This is a genomic window from Nonomuraea sp. AD125B, assembly GCF_041402765.1.
GTDB lineage: Bacteria > Actinomycetota > Actinomycetes > Streptosporangiales > Streptosporangiaceae > Nonomuraea > Nonomuraea bangladeshensis.
Genome location: NZ_JBGLOU010000011.1, coordinates 147537 through 165919 on the forward strand (window position 1 = coordinate 147537; position 18383 = coordinate 165919).

16 protein-coding genes are annotated in these 18383 nt (G+C 71.4%); 9 read left to right on the forward strand and 7 right to left on the reverse strand.

Annotated elements, in window-relative coordinates; genetic code table 11:
- The first annotated feature begins 100 nt into the window (after positions 1-100).
- Positions 101-2344 (forward strand): hypothetical protein, encoded by a 2244-nt coding sequence (locus tag ACBR40_RS28020; protein WP_371250696.1) that lies wholly within the window; start codon positions 101-103, stop codon positions 2342-2344.
- A gap of 67 nt (positions 2345-2411) precedes the next feature.
- On the opposite strand, the gene ACBR40_RS28025 is transcribed toward ACBR40_RS28020, so the two are convergent.
- The 5 genes from ACBR40_RS28025 to eccCa all read right to left on the reverse strand — a co-directional run bounded on the left by ACBR40_RS28025 (position 2412) and on the right by eccCa (position 8608).
- A complete protein-coding gene (locus ACBR40_RS28025) occupies positions 2412-2702 on the reverse strand; it encodes a YbaB/EbfC family nucleoid-associated protein (protein ID WP_344210480.1) in 291 nt (96 codons plus the stop codon).
- 12 nt (positions 2703-2714) lie between these two features.
- Entirely contained in the window at positions 2715-3098 is a 384-nt protein-coding gene (locus ACBR40_RS28030) for a YbaB/EbfC family nucleoid-associated protein (RefSeq protein WP_371250697.1), read from the reverse strand.
- The gene (locus ACBR40_RS28035; RefSeq protein WP_371250698.1) at positions 3095-3955 is read right to left on the reverse strand and encodes a hypothetical protein; all 861 of its coding nucleotides are present in this window, start codon (positions 3953-3955) and stop codon (positions 3095-3097) included. Before ACBR40_RS28035 ends, ACBR40_RS28030 begins: the two co-directional genes overlap by 4 nt.
- A gap of 11 nt (positions 3956-3966) precedes the next feature.
- The gene (locus tag ACBR40_RS28040; RefSeq protein WP_371250699.1) at positions 3967-4254 is read right to left on the reverse strand and encodes a hypothetical protein; all 288 of its coding nucleotides are present in this window, start codon (positions 4252-4254) and stop codon (positions 3967-3969) included.
- A gap of 367 nt (positions 4255-4621) precedes the next feature.
- On the reverse strand, positions 4622-8608 hold the full coding sequence (gene eccCa, locus ACBR40_RS28045) for a type VII secretion protein EccCa (protein WP_344210432.1): 3987 nt from the start codon (positions 8606-8608) through the stop codon (positions 4622-4624).
- Positions 8609-8838: 230 nt separating this feature from the next.
- On the opposite strand from eccCa, the gene eccD reads away from it, so the two are divergent.
- The 8 genes from eccD to ACBR40_RS28085 all read left to right on the forward strand — a co-directional run bounded on the left by eccD (position 8839) and on the right by ACBR40_RS28085 (position 15270).
- Positions 8839-10266, forward strand: coding sequence for a type VII secretion integral membrane protein EccD (eccD, locus tag ACBR40_RS28050; RefSeq protein ID WP_371250700.1), 1428 nt, complete (start codon positions 8839-8841; stop codon positions 10264-10266).
- Positions 10267-10276: 10 nt separating this feature from the next.
- Entirely contained in the window at positions 10277-10711 is a 435-nt protein-coding gene (locus ACBR40_RS28055) for a YbaB/EbfC family DNA-binding protein (protein WP_344210428.1), read from the forward strand.
- A gap of 232 nt (positions 10712-10943) precedes the next feature.
- A complete protein-coding gene (locus ACBR40_RS28060) occupies positions 10944-11288 on the forward strand; it encodes a WXG100 family type VII secretion target (RefSeq protein WP_344210426.1) in 345 nt (114 codons plus the stop codon).
- A gap of 5 nt (positions 11289-11293) precedes the next feature.
- Positions 11294-11602, forward strand: a complete 309-nt coding sequence (locus ACBR40_RS28065) for a WXG100 family type VII secretion target (RefSeq protein ID WP_344210424.1) — start codon at positions 11294-11296, stop codon at positions 11600-11602.
- A 77-nt stretch (positions 11603-11679) separates the two neighbouring features.
- Complete coding sequence (locus tag ACBR40_RS28070; RefSeq protein WP_344210422.1) at positions 11680-12078, forward strand: hypothetical protein; 399 nt, start codon at positions 11680-11682, stop codon at positions 12076-12078.
- Positions 12078-13430 (forward strand): hypothetical protein, encoded by a 1353-nt coding sequence (locus tag ACBR40_RS28075; protein ID WP_371250701.1) that lies wholly within the window; start codon positions 12078-12080, stop codon positions 13428-13430. The genes ACBR40_RS28070 and ACBR40_RS28075 overlap by 1 nt, the downstream gene beginning before the upstream one ends.
- Positions 13427-14518 (forward strand): pentapeptide repeat-containing protein, encoded by a 1092-nt coding sequence (locus tag ACBR40_RS28080; RefSeq protein WP_371250702.1) that lies wholly within the window; start codon positions 13427-13429, stop codon positions 14516-14518. The genes ACBR40_RS28075 and ACBR40_RS28080 overlap by 4 nt, the downstream gene beginning before the upstream one ends.
- Positions 14515-15270, forward strand: coding sequence for a WXG100 family type VII secretion target (locus ACBR40_RS28085; RefSeq protein ID WP_371250703.1), 756 nt, complete (start codon positions 14515-14517; stop codon positions 15268-15270). Before ACBR40_RS28080 ends, ACBR40_RS28085 begins: the two co-directional genes overlap by 4 nt.
- A gap of 29 nt (positions 15271-15299) precedes the next feature.
- On the opposite strand, the gene ACBR40_RS28090 is transcribed toward ACBR40_RS28085, so the two are convergent.
- Positions 15300-16742, reverse strand: a complete 1443-nt coding sequence (locus ACBR40_RS28090; protein ID WP_371250704.1) for an alpha/beta hydrolase — start codon at positions 16740-16742, stop codon at positions 15300-15302.
- 118 nt (positions 16743-16860) lie between these two features.
- The gene (eccB, locus tag ACBR40_RS28095; protein WP_371250705.1) at positions 16861-18297 is read right to left on the reverse strand and encodes a type VII secretion protein EccB; all 1437 of its coding nucleotides are present in this window, start codon (positions 18295-18297) and stop codon (positions 16861-16863) included.
- Positions 18298-18383: the final 86 nt, after the last annotated feature.

An 18383-nucleotide genomic window follows, 5' to 3' on the forward strand; every position in this document is an offset into this window, starting at 1 on the left:
TGTGGGTGAATTGTCAATTCGCTAGTGAAACCGCTGATGTAAATGTGGCGGATGCGGTTGAATGTCCCTTCAAGATCTATCTTTCACCGAAGGGATGGAGATGCACCCCCTGCGTCCGGGTGATCCCGCGAAGCTGGGCGCGTACGACATCGCAGGACGTCTCACCGATGGGCCGCGCGGCGCGGCCTTTCTCGGCAAGGAGTCCGACGACGCGCCGTTAAGAGTGATCAAGGTGTTGCCCTCGGCTCATGAGGCGGGCAGCGACGATGTCGCTCGGCTCACCGGGGTGCAACGGGTGTCCAGCTCGTACGTGGCCCGCACGCTCGAGGCCGGCCTCCACGAGGGCCGCCCCTTCGTGGTCCGCGAGCACGTCGAGGGCCGCAGCCTGGCCGAGGCCGTGGCGGCCGACGGCCCGCTCGACGCCGACACCCTGGAGCGGGTCGCGGTGGGCGTGCTCACCGCGCTGACCGCCGTGCACCTGGCGGGCATCACCCACCGGGGACTCACCCCGCACAACGTGATCCTCGGTCCCGACGGTCCCCGCGTCACGGACGTCGACCTCGGCGAGCCCGCCGGAGAGATCGGCTACCGCGCGCCGGAGCAGCTCAGGGGCCTGGCCTACGGGCCGTACGCCGACGTCTTCGCCTGGGCCGCCACCGTCGCCTTCGCCGCGACCGGGCAGGCGCCCTTCGGCCAGGACGAGGAGGCGGTGCTGAACGGCGAGCCCGAGCTGGGCTCGCTCGCCGAGCCGCTGCGCCGGGTCGTGCAGGCGGCGCTGTCGAAGGACACCGGGCAGCGGCCCACCACGTACATGGCGCTGCTGCAGCTCCTCGGCGACAAGCGGGGCGGCGTCGCCGCCCAGAAGCCGGAGCCGGGGCCGGACGTCGTCCTCGACGGCATCCCGCTGCAGGGCGTGGTGATCCCCGGCCTGACCGCTCCCGGCGCGCCGGTCCCCGGCCTGCCGATGGACGGCGTGCCGCCGCAGGGGGTGCCGGGTCCCGGCGCGCCCGTACCCGGCCTGCCGATGGACGGCGTCCCGCCGCAGCAGACCTGGGGCCCGCCGCCCGTGCCGCCGCAGGGCGGGCTCGCGCCGGCCGGTCCCGAGCCGGTGCAGGGCGTGCCGCTGCCGCCGCCCCCGCCGATGTGGGAGCCGCCGCGCGAGCAGCAGCGGCAGGCGCCGGTGCAGGGGCAGACGGTCCCCTCGCGCCCGCCGCGCAAGTTCCCGCTCGGCCTGGCCGCCGCCGTGGGCGCGCTCGCGCTGCTGTCCGGCGCCGGGCTGTGGGGCGCGAACCAGTACGCCGCCACGCAGAAGTTCGAGCCGGTGGCCGCCGCGGGCGACCAGAAGACGCAGGGCCCCGCCGGGGCCGGCGACACCAACGCGAACACCAACCAGAACGGCCTGCCCCAGCCGAACAACCAGGACCAGACCGGGCAGAATCAGCCCGAGGTCACCGTTCCCTGGGCGAACACGCCGGGCGCCGACCAGAATGACGTCGGCCCCATGACGCTGCCCAGCGACTGGACCTCGCAGGCGCCGACGCCGCCCGAGTACAGCACGGTGCCGTCGCCGCTGCCGATCAACACCCAGCCGGTCGCGCAGCCGCCGGTCACCACGCAGCCGGCCCCGACCCAGACCGCCGCGCCCCAGCCCACGGTGACCGTGACGGCCCGGGAGACGCCGACGCCGACGCCGTCGAACTCGAACGTGAGCACCATGGGACCGTCGGAGACGCCGACGGCCGGCCCGACGGTCACCGTCACGGCCACGCCGACGCCGACCGTCACGGAGACCCCGGCCCCCACCGCCACTCCCACGGCGGTCCCGTCCGCGACCCCGTCGGCCACCCCGACCCGTCGCGCGCCGTCGGCCACCCCGACCCACAGGCCGACCATCACGCGCACGCAGACGCCGACCGCCCGGCCGACGGTCCGGCCGACGCAGCCGACCGTCCGGCCGACGCAGACGCGGACCCCGTCCGCCCGCCCGACGGCGGCCCCGACGACCGTGGCTCCGGTGATCAGGAACCCGTACACGCCGGCGCAGGTCTGCGGCGAGGGCTTCTACGTGCAGCGCAAGCAGGCGTTCAGCACCGGCGAGACCTTCCAGCTCTACAACGCCTCCACCGGTGAGAACTGCGTGGTGACGATGAAGACGTCCGAGGTCGGGAAGTCCACCCCGGTGAGCGTCACCCTGGAGGTCCAGGGCGGCGGCTCCAAGAACCAGAGCGGCAACTTCGAGTACTACGCCGGGCCGGTCAAGCTGAACGGCAAGGGCAAGTGCGTCCGCTTCTCCGGCAGCGTCGGCTCCGCGTCGACCAGCGCCGGCTGGGCCAACTGCGGCTGACCCGCGACAGCGCCAGAAACCCCCTCCGGACGGCACCGGAGGGGGTTTCTCGTCGTACGGGGCCCGCTCAGGCGCGGGGAAGGCCGGGCACCAGGGCGTTCCTGGCGGCCTCGGCGGCCTCCTCGGCCCGCACGATCGCCGACGTGATCGCGTCGGCCAGTCGCCGCGCGTCCAGCCGGGCCCGGCTCAGCGGATGGATCCGCAGGTCGAGCAGGACGCCGAGGGCGTCCGTCGTGGCCTCGATCCGGCCCTCGTCGGCGCGGCCGGTGAAGCGGCGGGCGCTCCACTCCGCCACCGCCTCCTCGGCCCGCCGCGCGGTGGCCATGAGCGCCTCCAGCCGGGCCATCGCCTCGTCCATCTCGCCCACCGCTCATCCCTCCCGCATGACGCGCTCGACGTGCGCCGCCAGCGGATCGTCCGGGCCGCCGCCGTACGGGCCGGACAGGGCGGCCGTCAGCTCCTCCAGGCGCTCGCCGAGGCTGTCCTGGGCGGCGGCCACCGCCTCCTTGACGGCCTCGGCGAGCCGGACGTGGTCCAGCTCCCGCAGCTTCTTCGCGTCGAGGTGCAGCCCCAGCAGCCGCCCGGTCCCGGACACCCGGGCCCGGACGGCGCCGCTCGCGTCCGTGCCCTCCATCCGCTCCCCGGACAGCTCGCCCAGCGCGCCGGCGATCCGCGCCGACCAGGCGTTCACCTCCCGCAGCAGGCCGGGGACGTCGCCCTCCCTGCCCTCGGCGAAGGCGTCGATCTGGCTCAAACGTCGGCTCCCTTCGGCATCCACATGTCGCCCACGCGCTGGGGGTCGGTGAGAGCGGGGGAGAGTTGCAGGTCGCGGGCGCCCTGCGCGGGATCGCCCGAGTTGTAGAAGGCGGCCCTCAGGCTGTTGAGCTTCAGCTCCAGCTTGTTCAGATCGCCCTCGTAGGAGTTGTAGACGTCGGCGAACTGCTTGACCAGGTTGCCGAGCGCGGTGGTGAAGACGCCGACCTGGGTCATCAGGGCGACCTTGGCGACGGGATGCGTGGTGCTCATGGTGGCCAGGGAGCGCAGGACCGGCGCGGTGGCGGCGTAGAGGCCGAAGACCGACAGGTCGTACTCCAGCACCTCCTTGTACTGGCCGTGCATCGCGCCGCTCATCTCGTCGCCGACCTTGCCGAGCTCCCCGAACAGGTCGTTGACCTTGAACCGCATGTACTGGGCGATGGCCTCGGAGGCGGTGCCCTTCCAATGTGCCGGGACCTTGTCGAAGTAGGCGCGCCACAGGTTCAGGCCGTTGCCTTTCAGCGCTTCGGACATCTCCTTCCAGGTCTCCCGGCGGTCGTAGAAGAGAAAGGGGTTGCCCAGGTTGAGCGTGGCCGCCACGTCCAGAGCCAGCGCGGCCCCGCCGAGGCCGGACATCGCCATCGCGGTCCGGTTGTTCTGGCGCAGCGGGTTGAGCCCGGTGACCAGGCGCTTGAAGAAGCCGGGATCGGTACGGGCCGCCGCGACGGGCTTCACCTGGACGGCGCCGGTGACGGTGCCGTTCCTGTTCGCCAGGAAGAGCTGCTGGTTGCCCTGGGGCGTGGCGCCCTGGCCGGGCACGATCAGCTTGGGCGGCTGGTGTGACGGGGTGGTCATCAGGGTGGCACTCAATTCTTCCTGTTGGCCTGTTCCGCCAGCCGGTAGTTGTGCGCGGAGAGTGCGACCTTGGTGGCGTCCTTCCGCAGCAGGTCGCCCAGGATGCGGGCGCTGTCGCTCCAGGTGTCGGCGATGGTGTTGAACCGGTTGGTGAACATCAGCCCGACGACGGGCAGGCCGGCGAGGGGGGCGAGGTTCCAGCCCTCGAAGCGGGGCGTGCGCTGCTTGATGAGGTGCACGGCGTCCCCGGAATCGGTCATGGCACCGGCGAAGGCGTCGATGGGGGCGGTGCTGGTCATGTAGCCGGGAAGGTTCGAATTGTCGGGCGCGAGGTCCTGCCTCCCCGGAGGTTTCGCCGAGGGCGAGGCGGACGGGGACGCGACGGGGCGCAGCGACGGGGGCAGGCAGACCGGGGGCGGGCACGTGGGAGTGTGCGGGCACGGGCTGGTGACCGCCGGCGTCGGTGACGCGGAAGGGCTCAGGGACGGTGTGAGGCTGGGCTGCGGGCTCCCTGACGGCGTCGCCGAAGGGGCGGCGGTGGACGGATCGGTCGACACGATGATCTTTGTATCACCGCATTAAGCCGCATAAATGGCCATTCGCCCTGTTGGGAGACAATATGCGAATGCCATTCACATTCGCGTAACCCGCTGTTTCCTCAGGACGTCACGCCTCTCCCATGTACGCCGTCTGGATCAGGCGCGCCCCCTGCCGGCGATCGACGTAGTAGCCGCGCCCAGTGGGCAGCGGCGTCGGCCGGATGTTGCCGAAGAGCGGGCCCTCCTCGCGGTTGCCCGACATGATCAGCGCGGGGCTGGCCATCTCCTTCATGCGCTGCACGGCCTGGTCGAACATGGCCCTGCTGGCGCCGCCGGCCTGCCGGGCCAGCACCAGGTGCAGACCGATGTCGCGGGCCTGCGGCAGCAGGTCGGCGAGCGGCGCGAGCGGGTTGCTGGAGGTGGCCACGAGGTCGTAGTCGTCCACCACGATGTACAGGTCCGAGCCCTGCCACCAGCTGCGCGAACGCAGTTGCTCGGGCGTCAGGTCCGCCGGCGGCAGCCGCTTGAGCAGCGCCGAGCGGGCGTCCTGGATCAGCTCGGCGGCGGCCGTGCTGGAGGCGGCGTAGCCGATGCGGTGGTCGGTCACGGCCGTGTCCAGCAGCGAGCGCCGGTAGTCGATCACGATCATCATCGCCTCGCTCGGCGTCTTCCGCGCGACCAGGCCCTCCATGATGAGCCGCAGCACGTTCGACTTGCCGCACTCGTTGTCGCCGAACACGACGAAGTGCGGGTCGTTGTCGAAGTCGAGCGAGACCGGCGCGAGGCTGTCCTCGTCGATGCCGATCGCGATCCGGCCCGGCCCCGTCTGCTCGGGCCCCGGCAGGTCGGCGACGGGCAGCAGCGAGGGCAGCAGCCGCACCGGCGGCGCCCCGGGGCCCTGCCACGACTGCCGTACGACGTCCACGAGCGCGCGCATGGCGTCGGAGGCGTCCTCGGAGCCGCGCTGGCCGTCGATGCGCGGCAGGGCGGCGAGGAAGTGCATGCCTTCCTTGGTCAGGCCGCGCCCCGGCACGCCGTCCGGCACCGCGAGCGACGCCTTCCTGCTGATCTCCGACTCGTACGCGTCACCCAGCTTGAACTCGATCCTGGTGCCGAACAGGTCCCTGATGCTCGGCCGGAACTCCGACCACTTGTTGGTGGCCGCCACCACGTGGATGCCGTACCCGAGGCCGCGCGCGGCCAGGTCGGTGATGACGGCCTCCAGGTTCTCGAACTCCTGCCGGATGGTCAGCCAGCCGTCCACGACGAGGAACACGTCGCCGAAGCCGTCGCTGTCGGCGCTGCCGTCGGCGACCATCCGCCGGTAGGTGGCGATGGAGTCGATGCCGCGGTCGGCGAAGGCGCGCTCGCGCTGGCGCATGATGGTCACGATCTCGGCCACGGTGCGGCGCACCCGCTCGGCGTCGAGGCGGGTGGCGACGCCGCCCACGTGCGGCAGTCCGGCCAGCGCGCCCAGGCCGCCGCCGCCGAAGTCGAGGCAGTAGAACTGGACCTCGCGCGGCGTGTGGGTGAGCGCCATGCCGGTGATGAGCGTACGCAGCACGTTGCTCTTGCCGCTCTGCGGTCCGCCGGCCACGCCGACGTGCCCGGCCGCGCCGGACAGATCCAGCCAGTACGGATCCCGCCGCTGCTCGAACGGCTTGTCGATGATCCCGACGACGGCGTGCAGCTTGCCCCGGCCCTGCCAGCCGGGCGTGGACAGGCCGAGCTCCGGCGTGACCGACAGCGGCGGCAGCAGGTGCGCCAGCGTGGGCGGCTCGCCGAGCGGCGGCAGCCAGATGCGGTGGGCCGCCGGTCCGTGCCCGGCCAGGCGCTGCACCACGATGTCGAGCAGGCTGGCCTGCGGGCCGCGCTCGTCCATCTCGGTCGACGGGGCCTCCTCGACCGGCTGTGGCACGACGGGGAGCGGCACGTAGCCGGAGCCGTACTCGACGACCTGGCGCAGGATCGTGTTGCCGTCGCTGGAGCCGGGCCGGCGGCTGTCCGACTGGTAGGAGCCGGAGACGTAGGCGGCCTTGAACCGGGTCATGCCCGTGGTGTCGAACTTGAGGTAGCCGTTGCCCGGCGCGGAGGGCAGCTCGTAGGCGTCGGCGACGCCGAGCACGACCCGGCTCTCCATCGCCGAGAAGGTCCGCAGGCCGATCCGGTAGGAGAGGTGCGTGTCCAGGCCGCGCAGCCGCCCCTCCTCCAGGCGCTGCGAGGCCAGCAGCAGGTGCACGCCCAGCGAGCGGCCGAGCCGGCCGATCATCACGAACAGCTCGATGAACTCCGGCTTGGCCGACAGCAGCTCGCTGAACTCGTCCAGCACCACGAAGAGGGTGGGCAGCGGCGCGAGCTCGGCTCCCTGTTCGCGGGCGCGCTCGTAGTCGCGGAGCGAGGCGTAGTTGCCGGCCGCGCGCAGCAGCTCCTGGCGGCGCACCATCTCGCCGTGCAGGGCGTCGTACATGCGGTCCACCAGCGGGAGCTCGTCCTCCAGGTTGGTGATGACCGCCGAGACGTGGGAGAGCGACTCCAGCCCGAGGAAGGTCGCGCCGCCCTTGAAGTCCACCAGGACGAAGTTGAGTATCTCCGAGGAGTGCGTGACCGCGAGGCCCAGCACGAGCGTGCGCAGCAGCTCCGACTTGCCGGAGCCGGTGGCTCCGATCACCAGCCCGTGCGGGCCCATGCCGCCCTGCGCGGACTCCTTGATGTCCAGCTCCACGACCCGGCCGTCGGCGCCGAGCCCGATGGGGACGCGCAGCCGGTTGCGGCCCGCGCGCGGACGCCAGACGATCGCCGGGTCCACGAGGGACGGGTCGCCGACGCCCAGCAGGTCGGTCAGCGTGGTGTTGGCCGCCAGCACGTCCTCGACCTCGCCGCCGCCGCCGGAGCCGATCGAGGTGCGGAGCGGCGCGAGCTGCCTGGCCAGGCCCTCGGCCCGCAGGAAGTCGAGCCGGTCGGGGTCGCCGAGCCGGGTGCGGTGCTCCTTGCCCGCGTGATCGATCTTGACCATGTGGAAGCCGTCGGCGTGCACGTCCAGCCGCAGCGTGCTGCTCTCCTCCACCTCGCCGGTCGAGCCGGACAGGTCGATCACGGTCACGCCCTGGATGGCGTCGCTGCCGAGCTGGGAGTCCTGCGGCACGTGCCCGTTGTCCACGATGAGCACGTGGTACGGCAGCGCGTCGGCCGCCGCGCCGGGCCGGAACCGGGCGCGTTCCCTGAGCTCGTCGCCGACCAGCCGGTCCAGCTCGCTCAGGTTCTCCGTCATCAGCCGCACCTGGCCGGCGGCGTCCATCTCCTCCGGGTGCAGCGCGTGGGGCAGCCACTTGACCCATTCCCAGTACGGCATCCACTCGGCGCCCGCGCACACCATGATCCGCATGTCGTCCGGCGAGTGGAACACGGTGAGCTGGGAGATCATGGCCCGCACCAGGTCGCGTACGGTCTCGGGGTCGCCGGTCATCCTGATCCTGGCGAACGACCCCAGCGCCACCGCGACCGGCAGCCCGGCGACCGTGGAGTGCGCCCTGATGAAGCGGCGCAGCGCGCCGGCCGCCAGCGCGTCCAGGTCCTCGACGGGCTTGGAGTCCGGCGGGATGAGCTGGATGGCGAGCTTCTGGACGCCGGTGCCGAGGCGTACGGTGGCGAAGTCGTCGTCCCGTGGCCGCCGCTCCCACAGGCGCGGGCTCATGGCGATCCACCACAGCGCGTCCGGCTCGGGGCCGCTCCATTCCAGGGCCTCGCGCTGCTGCTTGGCCGCGCGCCTGGTCCGCTTGCGCACCTGGCTCAGATAGCGGAAGTAGTCGCGGCGGGCGCCGTTCAGCCGGTATTTGCGCTCGCCCGCCTGGCGGCCGATCTGGCCGATGCTCATGCCGACCATGGACAGCGCGAACAGGCCGCTGGCGACGTACATGATCGGGTTGGCGTTGCCGTAGGCCGTGAACATGAGGGCCATCGCCGCCGCGCCCGCCACCATGGGGAGGTAGGTGAGGACGGCGGTGAAACCCTGCGGCTGGACCTCGGGAATCTCCGGCGGAGATTCGAGCAGGACTTCGCCGCGCGGGGGTTTGGGGCCGGGGCGGCGTTCAGGGCGACGTACGACGACGATGCTCATCGAGACGTTCTTATCAGAAGAGACCCGATATGTTCTCTGTTGTCCGTGACCAATGGTGGGGACGGAGTTAACAAGTGGGACAGATCGTTCAGGGGCCTCCGCCCGGTCCACCGCCCCCGGTTCAGGGGCCGCCACCCGGCTACGGCGGCGGGCCGCCCGCATTCCCGCCAGGCCCGCCAGGGCCGCCCGGTCCGCCGGGACCTCCGGGGCCTTTCGGGCCTCCAGGACCTTTGGGGCCTCCCGGGCCTCAGGGGCCCTTCCAGCAGGGCGCGCTGGCCCAGGTGCCGGTGCCGCTGCCCGCGCAGTGCCACATCACGATCGTCGGACCGCGCCGCAAGGCCGACCTGGCGCTGCCCGCCGACATCCCGCTGCCGAACGTGCTGCCCGGCCTGCTGCGCGCGCTGGGCGAGGTGGGCGGCGAGGCCGCGGCCGCGCCCGGCTGGACCCTGCAGCGGCTCGGCGGCCAGCCGCTCGATCTCGGGCAGAGCCTCGGCTCGCTCGGCGTGCTCGACGGCGAGATCCTCTATCTGCGGCCACGTGAGGCGATCCTGCCGCCCGCCCTTTACGACGACGTCGCCGACGTGGTCGCGAGCGGCGTGCGCGAGGGCCGCGGCGCGTGGAGCGCCAAGCACACCAGGGCCGTGGGCGCGAGCGGCGCCGCCGCCCTGCTCGCGCTGGGCTCGGCCGGCCTGACGGTGTCCGGCATGCCGGCGCTGACCGTCACGATCGTCGCGGGGCTGCTGGCGCTGCTGCTGGTCGTGACCGGCACGCTGCTGTCCCGCGCGGTCGGCGACTCGCTGGCCGGCGCGCTGGTCGGGCACGCGGCGCTGCCGTACGGGTTCGTCGCGGGCCTGTTCGCGCCCGGCACCGCCGCCGGCTTCGGCGCGCCCCACTTCCTCGCCGCGCTGGCCACCACCGCGCTGGTGGCCGGGATCGCCGGCGCGCTCATCTCCGACGGCGTGCCCGGATTCCTGGGCACGGCCGGCGCGGCCACCGTGGGCGGCGTCTGCGCGGCCGTGATCATGGTGTGGTCGCCGCCGCCCGCGGGCGTGGCCGCCCTGGCCACCGCCCTGCTGCTGGCGCTCAGCCCGCTGGTGCCGACGCTGTCGTTCCGGCTGGCCAAGGTGCCGCTGCCGGCGATGCCGACCACCGCCGAGGAGCTGCGCAACGACAACCAGCGCCTGGACGCCGGCGCGATCCAGGAGCGGACCAGGGTCGCGCAGGGCTACGCCACCGGCATGATCGCGATGATCGGCATCTGCGCGCTGGTGACGCTGGTGCTGCTGGTGCTGGCCGACGGCTGGGTGGCCGACGTCATGACGGTCTCGCTGTCGCTCACGCTGATCATGCGGGCCCGGGTGTTCCGCGGCCGCGGCCAGCGCCTGTGGCTGATCGGGGTCGGGCTGACGGGGTTCGCCGTGCTGGCGGTCTCGCTGTTCGGCCAGGGCGGGATCGTGGGCTCGCTGGCCGTGGCCATCGGGATCCTGTGGCTGGCGCTGATGACCGTCGGCATCGGGATGTGGCTGGCGACGGGCAAGCCGTCGCCGTTCTGGGGCCGCGCGGCCGACATCCTGGACATCGCGCTGATCGTCCAGCTCTTCCCGCTCGCGCTGGGCGTCCTTGAGGTCTACACGTGGGTACGCGGGCTGTCCGGCTGAGGAGGCAGGTATGCAGGAGTTCGGGGACTTCGCCAAGATCGACGTCGACAAGCTGATGAAGGGCATCGACGACCAGCTCGGCCGCCTGGAGAAGTTCCAGGAGAGCGTGGGCGAGTGCGTGGGCCGCGCCGAGGACGAGAACGGCTTCGTCAAGGTCGAGTACGGCCAGAACGGCGTCCAGCTGCTGGAGCTGCACCCGAAGGCCATGCGGCTGTCCTCGGGCGAGCTGGCCGAGCTGATCAAGACCACGCTGGCCGAGGCCACCGCCGACTACCAGCGCGCGTTCGCCGCCATGATGACCGACATCCTCGGCCAGGACGTCGACCTGGCGAAGAGCCCGGAGGCCATGCTGGACGACGTCAAGCAGGCGGAGGAGATCTACGACCGGGCGTTCACCGACGTGATGGGCGAGCTCGACCGCATCCGGCGGCGGCTGGAACTTTGACGCCCGTCACCGACAGAGATCTTTTCCCGGAAGTCAGGGCATATTACGGCATCTACCAGCGGATTCACCAGAAGGCCGCCTTCGTGCGATCAATCCGTTATTCGATATTTCTGGGATTTGAGGGGCAGATGGTGACTAACATGCCACTTGATGTTGTCTGCGGTGGTAGGCCGTCCTCACGGGGGAGACCGCTCGCCGCGACTGACGAAGCAGGACGACCTTTGGAGGTCCAGTGTCACTGTACGGGGCCAGCCCGACTCAGCTGACGACGGCGGCGGGCTATTGCCAGGACACCGCGCAGTACATCGAGGGCATGCGCCAGAGAGTGGTGGAGATCAAGGCCGGTCTCCAGTGGCAGGGCGGCGCCTACAAGAAGTTCAGCGAGGCCATGGACCAGTGGGACGTCGAGTTCAAGGGCGTCATCAAGATCCTTGAAGGCATCTACGACAAGCTGAACATCGGCGCCGGCGTCTACCGCAACGCCGCCGACCAGAACATGGACATCGTCGGCGGCTTTGCCTCCGCCGGTTCCGGCGGCCGCATCGACTCTCTCATCAACGCCAACAACGGGAGCTGACCCTGATGTCCGTCCAGCCTGACGACTACACCTACGTCAACTTCGGCTCCCTCGGGTCGGCCTACGAAGAGCTCAAGAAGGTCGTCACGGAGCTCGACCGGGTCACCGACGACCTCTACGCCGACATCAAGAACACCCTCGGCTCGAACTGGGAGGGCGAGGCCCAGAACTACTTCGACACGAAGCGCGCGGAGTGGAACGCGCACGAGAAGGCGATGGGCGAGCAGCTGTTCAAGGCCGCCAACGCCGTCGACGTCGCCAAGGGCAACTACCAGGCCGCTGAGCAGCGCAACATCAGCATCTGGACGGACTAGCCCGGCTCGTTCTTCTCCTCGGCCATCGCCCGGCCTGCCGTGCGGTGGCCGAGAGCTCTGTCGTTTGAGGGTGAGGCATGACGCAGAAAGACGCGATGGAGGGCGGTCCCGACCCTCTGGCCGTCGACAAGAGTCTCTTCGACGGCGATGGGGAGGCGCGGGAGAACTCCCCGCAGGCGATCCGGGCGGTCGCGCAGGAGCTGCGGACCGCTTACGAGGCCATGCTGGGCAACGGCGGGCGGCCGAACGGCAACATCAACCAGATGTCCACCGGCAACGAGCTCGGCGCGGCGCAGATCGGGCAGTGGAACGACGCCCTCGCCCTCGCGGCGACCGTCGGGTCCAACAACGCGGGCGCGAAGTTCGCCGAGGTCTACCAGAAGTTCATCGACGCCTACCAGAGCGTGGTCGAGGCCGTCGAGCTCAGCGCCGAGAACCTGGACCGCGCCCGCAGGGGGAACGAGGGTGACGCCTGATGAGTAAGCGGGAGGTCGTCGTCATCCTCTCCTTCGAGAGGATGCCGCAGGGCGAGAAGCCCAGCCAGACCGGCGACCAGATCAAACAGCTGCTCGGCAACACCGATCCGGGCACGATCACGGGCGCGGGCCAGACGTACATGAACGCCTCCACCAAGGTCGACGCGGCGGTCAGCTCCCTGGAGGAGCACGCCGCCAAGATCGCCGCGGTCTGGAAGGGGCCGGACGCCGCCAAGGCCCGCCACGCGCTGGAGATGCTGCACGCCTCGGGCCGCGAGCTGTCGACCAAGCTCAGCCTCATGGGCGGAGCCCTGCAGAACTACGCCGAACGCCTCACGGAGACCAAGAGCAAGGTCAACGAGCCGGTGCTCACGGACCGGGTCACCAAGACCGCCCTGGAGGTGGAGCGGGCGGAGACGTTGCAGGCCCAGAAGGCGCTGCACGAGCTCAACCAGGAGATCGTCAACCTCTACAACATCCAGGTGCCGCACGACGTCTCGTACGAGCTGCCGACCGTGACGCTCCAGTCGCCGATCAATCCGCAGACCGTGAACTACCCGACCGGATCGGGGTCGAACGGCCCCACCCTCGGGTCCGGCAACGGCGGCTCCACCGGCTCGGGCTCCTTCGGCTCCGGCTCCACGAGCACCAACCCCGGCGGCACCGACCCGAACGGCTCCAACCCCAACGGCTCCAACCCGAACGGGTCCAACCCGAACGGCTCGAACCCCAACGGCTCGGACCCGAACGGCTCGAACCCCAACGGCTCGAATCCGAACGGCTCTGATCCCAACGGCTCGAACCCGAACGGCAGCGACCCCAACGGCTCGAACCCGGGCCAGACCCAGAACCCCGGCACGAACCCCGGGACCAACCCGGGCACGAACCCCGGCGACGGCACCGTCCCCCCGGTCATCGGCAACGAGGACCGCACGAGCACCGACGGCAGCTCGGTGACGGACCCGCGCCGCACCGACATGGCCAGCTTCCAGCCGCAGGCCACCCCCACGCTGAACCCGACCACCCTCACCCCGTCGTTCACCGGCACCACGCCCGGGGCCATCACCACGATCACCCCGCCGCCGAGCATCGGCTACACGCCGGGAGGCATCACGCCGGGCGGCGTCCCCTCCGTGATCGGCTCGCCGGGCCTCATCGCCGGGCAGTCGCCCATGGCGGCGGCCGGTCTGCGCGGCGCGGGCGGGGCGGCGGGCGGGATGCCGCTCATGCCGCTCACGGGAGGCGGCGCCGGCGGAGGCGAGGGCAACGACCTGGAGCGGAGCACGTTCCTGTCCGAGGACCCGAACTGCTGGACGACGGCGCATGACACCACGGATCCCGTGATCGGATGAGCAACCCCTACATCCCGGGCATGTCGAGCCTCACCCCCGACGGCAAGCCGTCGTCGCACATCTCCTTCACGAAGGACGAGCTGGCCAGGGCCGGCGGGAAGATCACCGACCAGGCCAAGCTGATCGGCCAGGTGGACGGGCGGTCCGCCAACCTGCCCGTGCCCTGGCCGCACTTCGGGGTGCTCGGCTGGGGCGTGCAGAACGTGCACGAGAAGGCCATCCAGAGCCAGCGCGAGGCGCTGGCGAGGGCCAAGGAGGCGCTGGAGAGCTGGGATCCCGCCCTGCGCGCGGCCGACAAGAACTACACCAAGGCGGACGACTCCAGCGGCGATCCCAACAACCTGCCGAAGACGACCCTCCCGGGCGGGGGCCTGCCGAACGGCGGTCTCCCGAACACCAAGCTGCCCAGCACCAACCTGCCCAACGCGGACCTGCCGAAGACGAACCTCCCGAACACCGATCTTCCGAACACGAATCTCCCCAACACGAACCTGCCGAACACGGACCTCCCCAACACCGACGTCCCTGGCAGCAACCTCCCGAACACGAACGTCCCCGGCACGGACCTGCCGAACGCCAACCTGCCCGGCACCAACACGCCCGGCGCGAACCTCCCCGGCACGGACCTGCCGAAGACGAACCTGCCAGGCATGGACCCGGCCGACACCCGTGTCCCCGACCTCGACGCCGCGCTGAACCCGAACAAGACCGACCTGTCGTCGTTCAAGCCCACGGCCACGCCCACGCCGCAGGTGCCCGGGTTCGACCCCAGCGTCAACGGGCCCGGCACCCGGACGGGCGTCCCCAATACCCTCGGAGTGCCCCTCACCAGCACGGTTCCCGGCACCGGCGTCGGCGGGGGCCTCGGCGGCGTACCCGGCAACGCGGCCGCCGCCGGGCTGCGCGGCGCCGCGGCAGGCGCGTCCGGCATGCCGATGATGCCGATGATGCCGATGAGCGGCGCGGGGAACGCGAATCAGGAACGCGACCGCGACAAGACCGTCGGCCTCGGCGAGGACGAGGGTGTCTGGGGCGGTGACGAGGACATCGCGCCACCGGTGCTCGGCCAGGAGGACGATCTGCTGTGAGCGTCTACAAAGAGGTCTCCATGGCCGCCGCCGGCACCGCCACGGCCTCGGCGTTCTTCATCGGCCAGCCCTGGGCCTTCTACGTCGCCAGCGCCATCGGCACCCTGGTCTCGGACCCGGAGGGCATGGAGACCGCGGCCAACAACTGGCGCACGAGCGACCACCATGCCGAGGGCCTCGTCACAGAGCTCAAGAGCCTGGACGAGCAGCTCACCGAATTGAAGACCACCCTCCAGAACGACGGCACCTGGGAGGGCGAGGCGTTCAAGTCCTTCGAGACCGTGCACACGAGCTACAAGGACTCGCTCAAACAGCTCAAGGAGGTCCGCAACGCCACGGGCGACGGCGTCAGCTCGACGGCGGGCTTCTACAAGGTGTGCACCTACGTCTGCTCTGCCATCGCCGCCGCCATGGCCGGGCTCGCCATCTACAAGGTGGCCTCGAAGGCCAGCCCGCTCACGGCCGCCTTCTCCGAGGGCGTGGCCGCCGCGTTCGGCAAGATCACGCTGACCGCGATCAAGAAGGTCCTCGGCAAGCAGATCCTGGTGGCGGGCGGTCTCACCTGGGCCCTGTACTCCGCAATCCAGGCGAGCGAGATGGCCGGCAAGGTCTTCCCCAGCCTCAAGGCCATCCCGACCGAGATGTCCACCATGCAGAACGGCGGAGGGTCGCCGTTCACCCAGGACGGGCTGGAGTACAACGAGGACGCCGGCTCGCTGATGCCGAAGATGGACAAGTCCATGAAGGCGTAGGGCGGTGGCCTCCCTCCTGGCGTCGCCGGTCAGGAGGGCCGCACCTCCGGGCAGCGCACCCCGCCGGCCGGGACCGACCGCGCGATCAGGTAGCGGTCGATCGCGCCGGTGGTGCACGCGCTCCGGCCGTACACGGTGTGCCCCGAGCCCTCGTACGTGAGCACGCGGGCCGCGGCGCCGATCTGCCTGGCCGTGCTGAGCGTCCACTGGTAGCCGGTGGCGGGGTCGTGCAGCGAGGAGGCCAGCAGGATCGGCGCGGCGGTGTCCACGCGCAGCCGGTGCTGCGGGTTAGGCACGGGCGTGGGCTGGCCCAGGCATCCGGCGATCCGGCCCAGCGCGGGCGGGCTGTACCTCATGTCCCCGGCCTGCCCGGCCTGCCGGCGCAGGAGCGAGGCGTACTCGGCGTGGTCGGCGACCGGCAGGTGGAAGTCCTGGCAGAACACGGGCGTGCTGACCGGCACCTCCTCCTCGTCCCTCGCGGCGCGCGCCGACGGCTGCGGGCCGCCGCCGTCGATGGCCGCCAGCAGCTCGGCGAGCTCCGCCCAGTTGGGGTTGTAGAGGCCGGCGAAGGCCGTGTTCACCAGCTCGTACGCGCCCAGAGGCACGTCCGGCACGCCCGGCTCGTGCAGCTCACCGCGGTCGGCCCGCTCCAGCAGCCCCTTCCAGAACCCCCGGACGTCCTTCCCGTTCAGCGCGCACGACGGCGTCGCCTCACACCAGGCCACGAACTGGTCGAACGCCCCCGCCGTCTGGGCGGCCGCGGTGCTCAGGTAGGCCGCGGTGTCCACGCTGTGGTCGAAGTTCGAGTCGAGCGCGAGCGCCCTGACCCTGCCGGGGAAGCGCTCGGCGTACGCCTGGCCGATGAGCGTGCCGTGCGAGACGCCGTAGTAGGTGAGCTTGTCGTCGCCCAGCGCGGCCCGCAGCGCCTCCACGTCGCGCGCCACGTCGAGCGAGCTCACGCGGTCGTACAGCGGCCCGGTGCGGGCCCGGCAGTCCTCCCGCAGCCGCCGGTTGTACGACACCCAGGCGTCCATGTCCGCCTGGCTCCCGATGAGCGGGTGCGGACGTTCGCGCACCAGCGCCGCCGAGCACTTCACCGGGTGGCTGCGGCCCACCCCGCGTGGGTCGAACCCGACGAGGTCGAAGCGGCCGCGCAGCTCGGCGCTGAAGTAGCCGCTGCCGTGCACCACGAAGTCGACGCCGGAGGCGCCCGGCCCGCCGGGGTTGACGACCAGCGAGCCGATCCGGGAGGCCGGTCCCGTGGCCTTGCGGCGGGCCACCGCCAGGTCGATGGCGGCGCCGCCGGGGTTGTCCCAGTCGATGGGCACCTTCAGCGTGCCGCACTCGGCGGTCGTGTCCTCGGGGCACGGCGCCCAGGCGATGGTCCGCGGCGCGGCGGCGGCAGCGGCGGCTCCTGGGGCCAGGCTGATGACCAGGGACGAGACGGCCGCGAGCACGAGGTGGTTCTTCATGTGATCCTTCGGTCGGCGAAGCACGGGCGGGCAACGCCACAGGATCATGCGGCCACCCGCATAACCTCGCCATAACCACGGCTCCTGACCGTCCCGTCCGGTCAGGGACCGCCCGCCGTCACTGGGCGGGCGTCTGCGGCTGGATGCCCTGCACCTCCTGCACCGGCGTCCTGGCCGCCGCCGGGTCCAGCGCGGGCCCGTCGGGGATCAGCCGCAGCAGGTGGGCGGGCACCGGCGCGACGTCCGTGGCGTCGTACCCCAGCTTGGTCACCAGGTCCGCCGACACCAGCGGATACCTGCGGCCCTGCTCGGTGATCAGGGAGTACTGCTGGACCGCCGCGAGCTGCCCGTCGCCCGGCAGGGTCCCGGCCAGCACCGCGCTGCCCGCCGGGAGCAGCACCTGGTCCACCTTCTCCGCGCCGGCGCTCGCGCCCGGCGTCGGGATGCGCATGGCGCCGCCCGTGGTCAGCACGGCCCGCGCCGAGCCCTTCTGGGTGTCGCGGTAGACCGCGCAGAGCGGGGCGGAGACGCCCGGCGAGCGGAAGCGCGGCATGGTGTCCGGCAGCCCGCTGTTGACCATCTGGTGCGCCGACGCCTTGGCCGCGTTGGCGCTCGCCGCGTCGATCGCCGTCTCGCGCACCGGCTGCCGGCCGTACGCGGTCTTGCTGGCCGGGTCCAGGAGCAGCATCATCGCCTGCGTGTGCTTGATCGGCGCCAGTCCGTCGGCCAGGAGCACGTACCAGCGCTCGCTCGCGCCCGCCACCGACGCCACCTTGTAGACCTGCCCGACCCTGGACGCCCTGCCGCCCGGCCCGGCCACCTTCTTGCCCCGCTGCGGGATCGCCGGGGCGGCGAAGTCGACGCCGGCCGGGATCGCGTTGATCCACGACGCCGGGACGCGGCGGGGCGTCTGGTCGGTGAGGCGGTCCACGTTCGTCACGCGCATGCGCTGGTTGGCCCAGAGCACCCAGCTCTGCTGCCCGTCGTTGACGACCATCGCCTCGCCGCCGACGGGCGTGCCGCCGACGTCCATGCCGCCCACGAGCGTCACGAACGGCTTGCGCACCCCCGAGGCGTCCGCGCCCTCGACCACGCACGCCGACCAGGGGGCCTTGACCAGCCGCTCACGCTTCGGCAGCGAGTCCGGCGCGCCCTGGATGCCCACCTTCTGCCCGCGTGCGAACCCGGCCAGCGAGTCGGTGGAGACCGTCCGCACCTTGACGTCGTCGGTGTCGAGCAGGAGCCGCGCCGAGACGTAGTTGGCGACCGGCTGGAGCTTGCCCGTCTGCTGGTTGTAGACGTAGGAGGCGCCGGTCTCCTCCTCGATCAGGAGCTGCCCCGGCTCGGTGAGCTTGGTGGCGTTGCCCGGCTTGAGCAGCCCCCAGATCCCGAACGCGGCCACGACCAGCACGGAGATCAGGATGCCCGCGAAGGTGGCGACGTTCTGCCGGCGCATGGGTGACTCGGGGACGTCCGGCTCCCCCTGCAGCAACGCGAGACCCAGGCGCTGCGTCATAAGGCGATGCGCCTGATAAAGATCTTTCTGCGTCTGCATAGCGCATCATGTTACGCATGTTGACACTGAGTCTTCTGTACGGAAAAGGAACATTCAAGTAAGGTGCTTGATCGAGTGCCGAGGGG

Bases quoted from the DNA above. Each gene is read 5' to 3' on its own strand.
- ACBR40_RS28020 (WP_371250696.1), top strand. From the start codon at position 101: ATGCACCCCCTGCGTCCGGGTGATCCCGCGAAGCTGGGCGCGTACGAC.
- ACBR40_RS28025 (WP_344210480.1), bottom strand. From the start codon at position 2,702: ATGGACGAGGCGATGGCCCGGCTGGAGGCGCTCATGGCCACCGCGCGG.
- ACBR40_RS28035 (WP_371250698.1), bottom strand. From the start codon at position 3,955: ATGACCACCCCGTCACACCAGCCGCCCAAGCTGATCGTGCCCGGCCAG.
- ACBR40_RS28040 (WP_371250699.1), bottom strand. From the start codon at position 4,254: ATGACCAGCACCGCCCCCATCGACGCCTTCGCCGGTGCCATGACCGAT.
- eccCa (WP_344210432.1), bottom strand. From the start codon at position 8,608: ATGAGCATCGTCGTCGTACGTCGCCCTGAACGCCGCCCCGGCCCCAAA.
- ACBR40_RS28055 (WP_344210428.1), top strand. From the start codon at position 10,277: ATGCAGGAGTTCGGGGACTTCGCCAAGATCGACGTCGACAAGCTGATG.
- ACBR40_RS28065 (WP_344210424.1), top strand. From the start codon at position 11,294: ATGTCCGTCCAGCCTGACGACTACACCTACGTCAACTTCGGCTCCCTC.
- ACBR40_RS28070 (WP_344210422.1), top strand. From the start codon at position 11,680: ATGACGCAGAAAGACGCGATGGAGGGCGGTCCCGACCCTCTGGCCGTC.
- ACBR40_RS28075 (WP_371250701.1), top strand. From the start codon at position 12,078: ATGAGTAAGCGGGAGGTCGTCGTCATCCTCTCCTTCGAGAGGATGCCG.
- ACBR40_RS28080 (WP_371250702.1), top strand. From the start codon at position 13,427: ATGAGCAACCCCTACATCCCGGGCATGTCGAGCCTCACCCCCGACGGC.
- ACBR40_RS28090 (WP_371250704.1), bottom strand. From the start codon at position 16,742: ATGAAGAACCACCTCGTGCTCGCGGCCGTCTCGTCCCTGGTCATCAGC.
- eccB (WP_371250705.1), bottom strand. From the start codon at position 18,297: ATGCAGACGCAGAAAGATCTTTATCAGGCGCATCGCCTTATGACGCAG.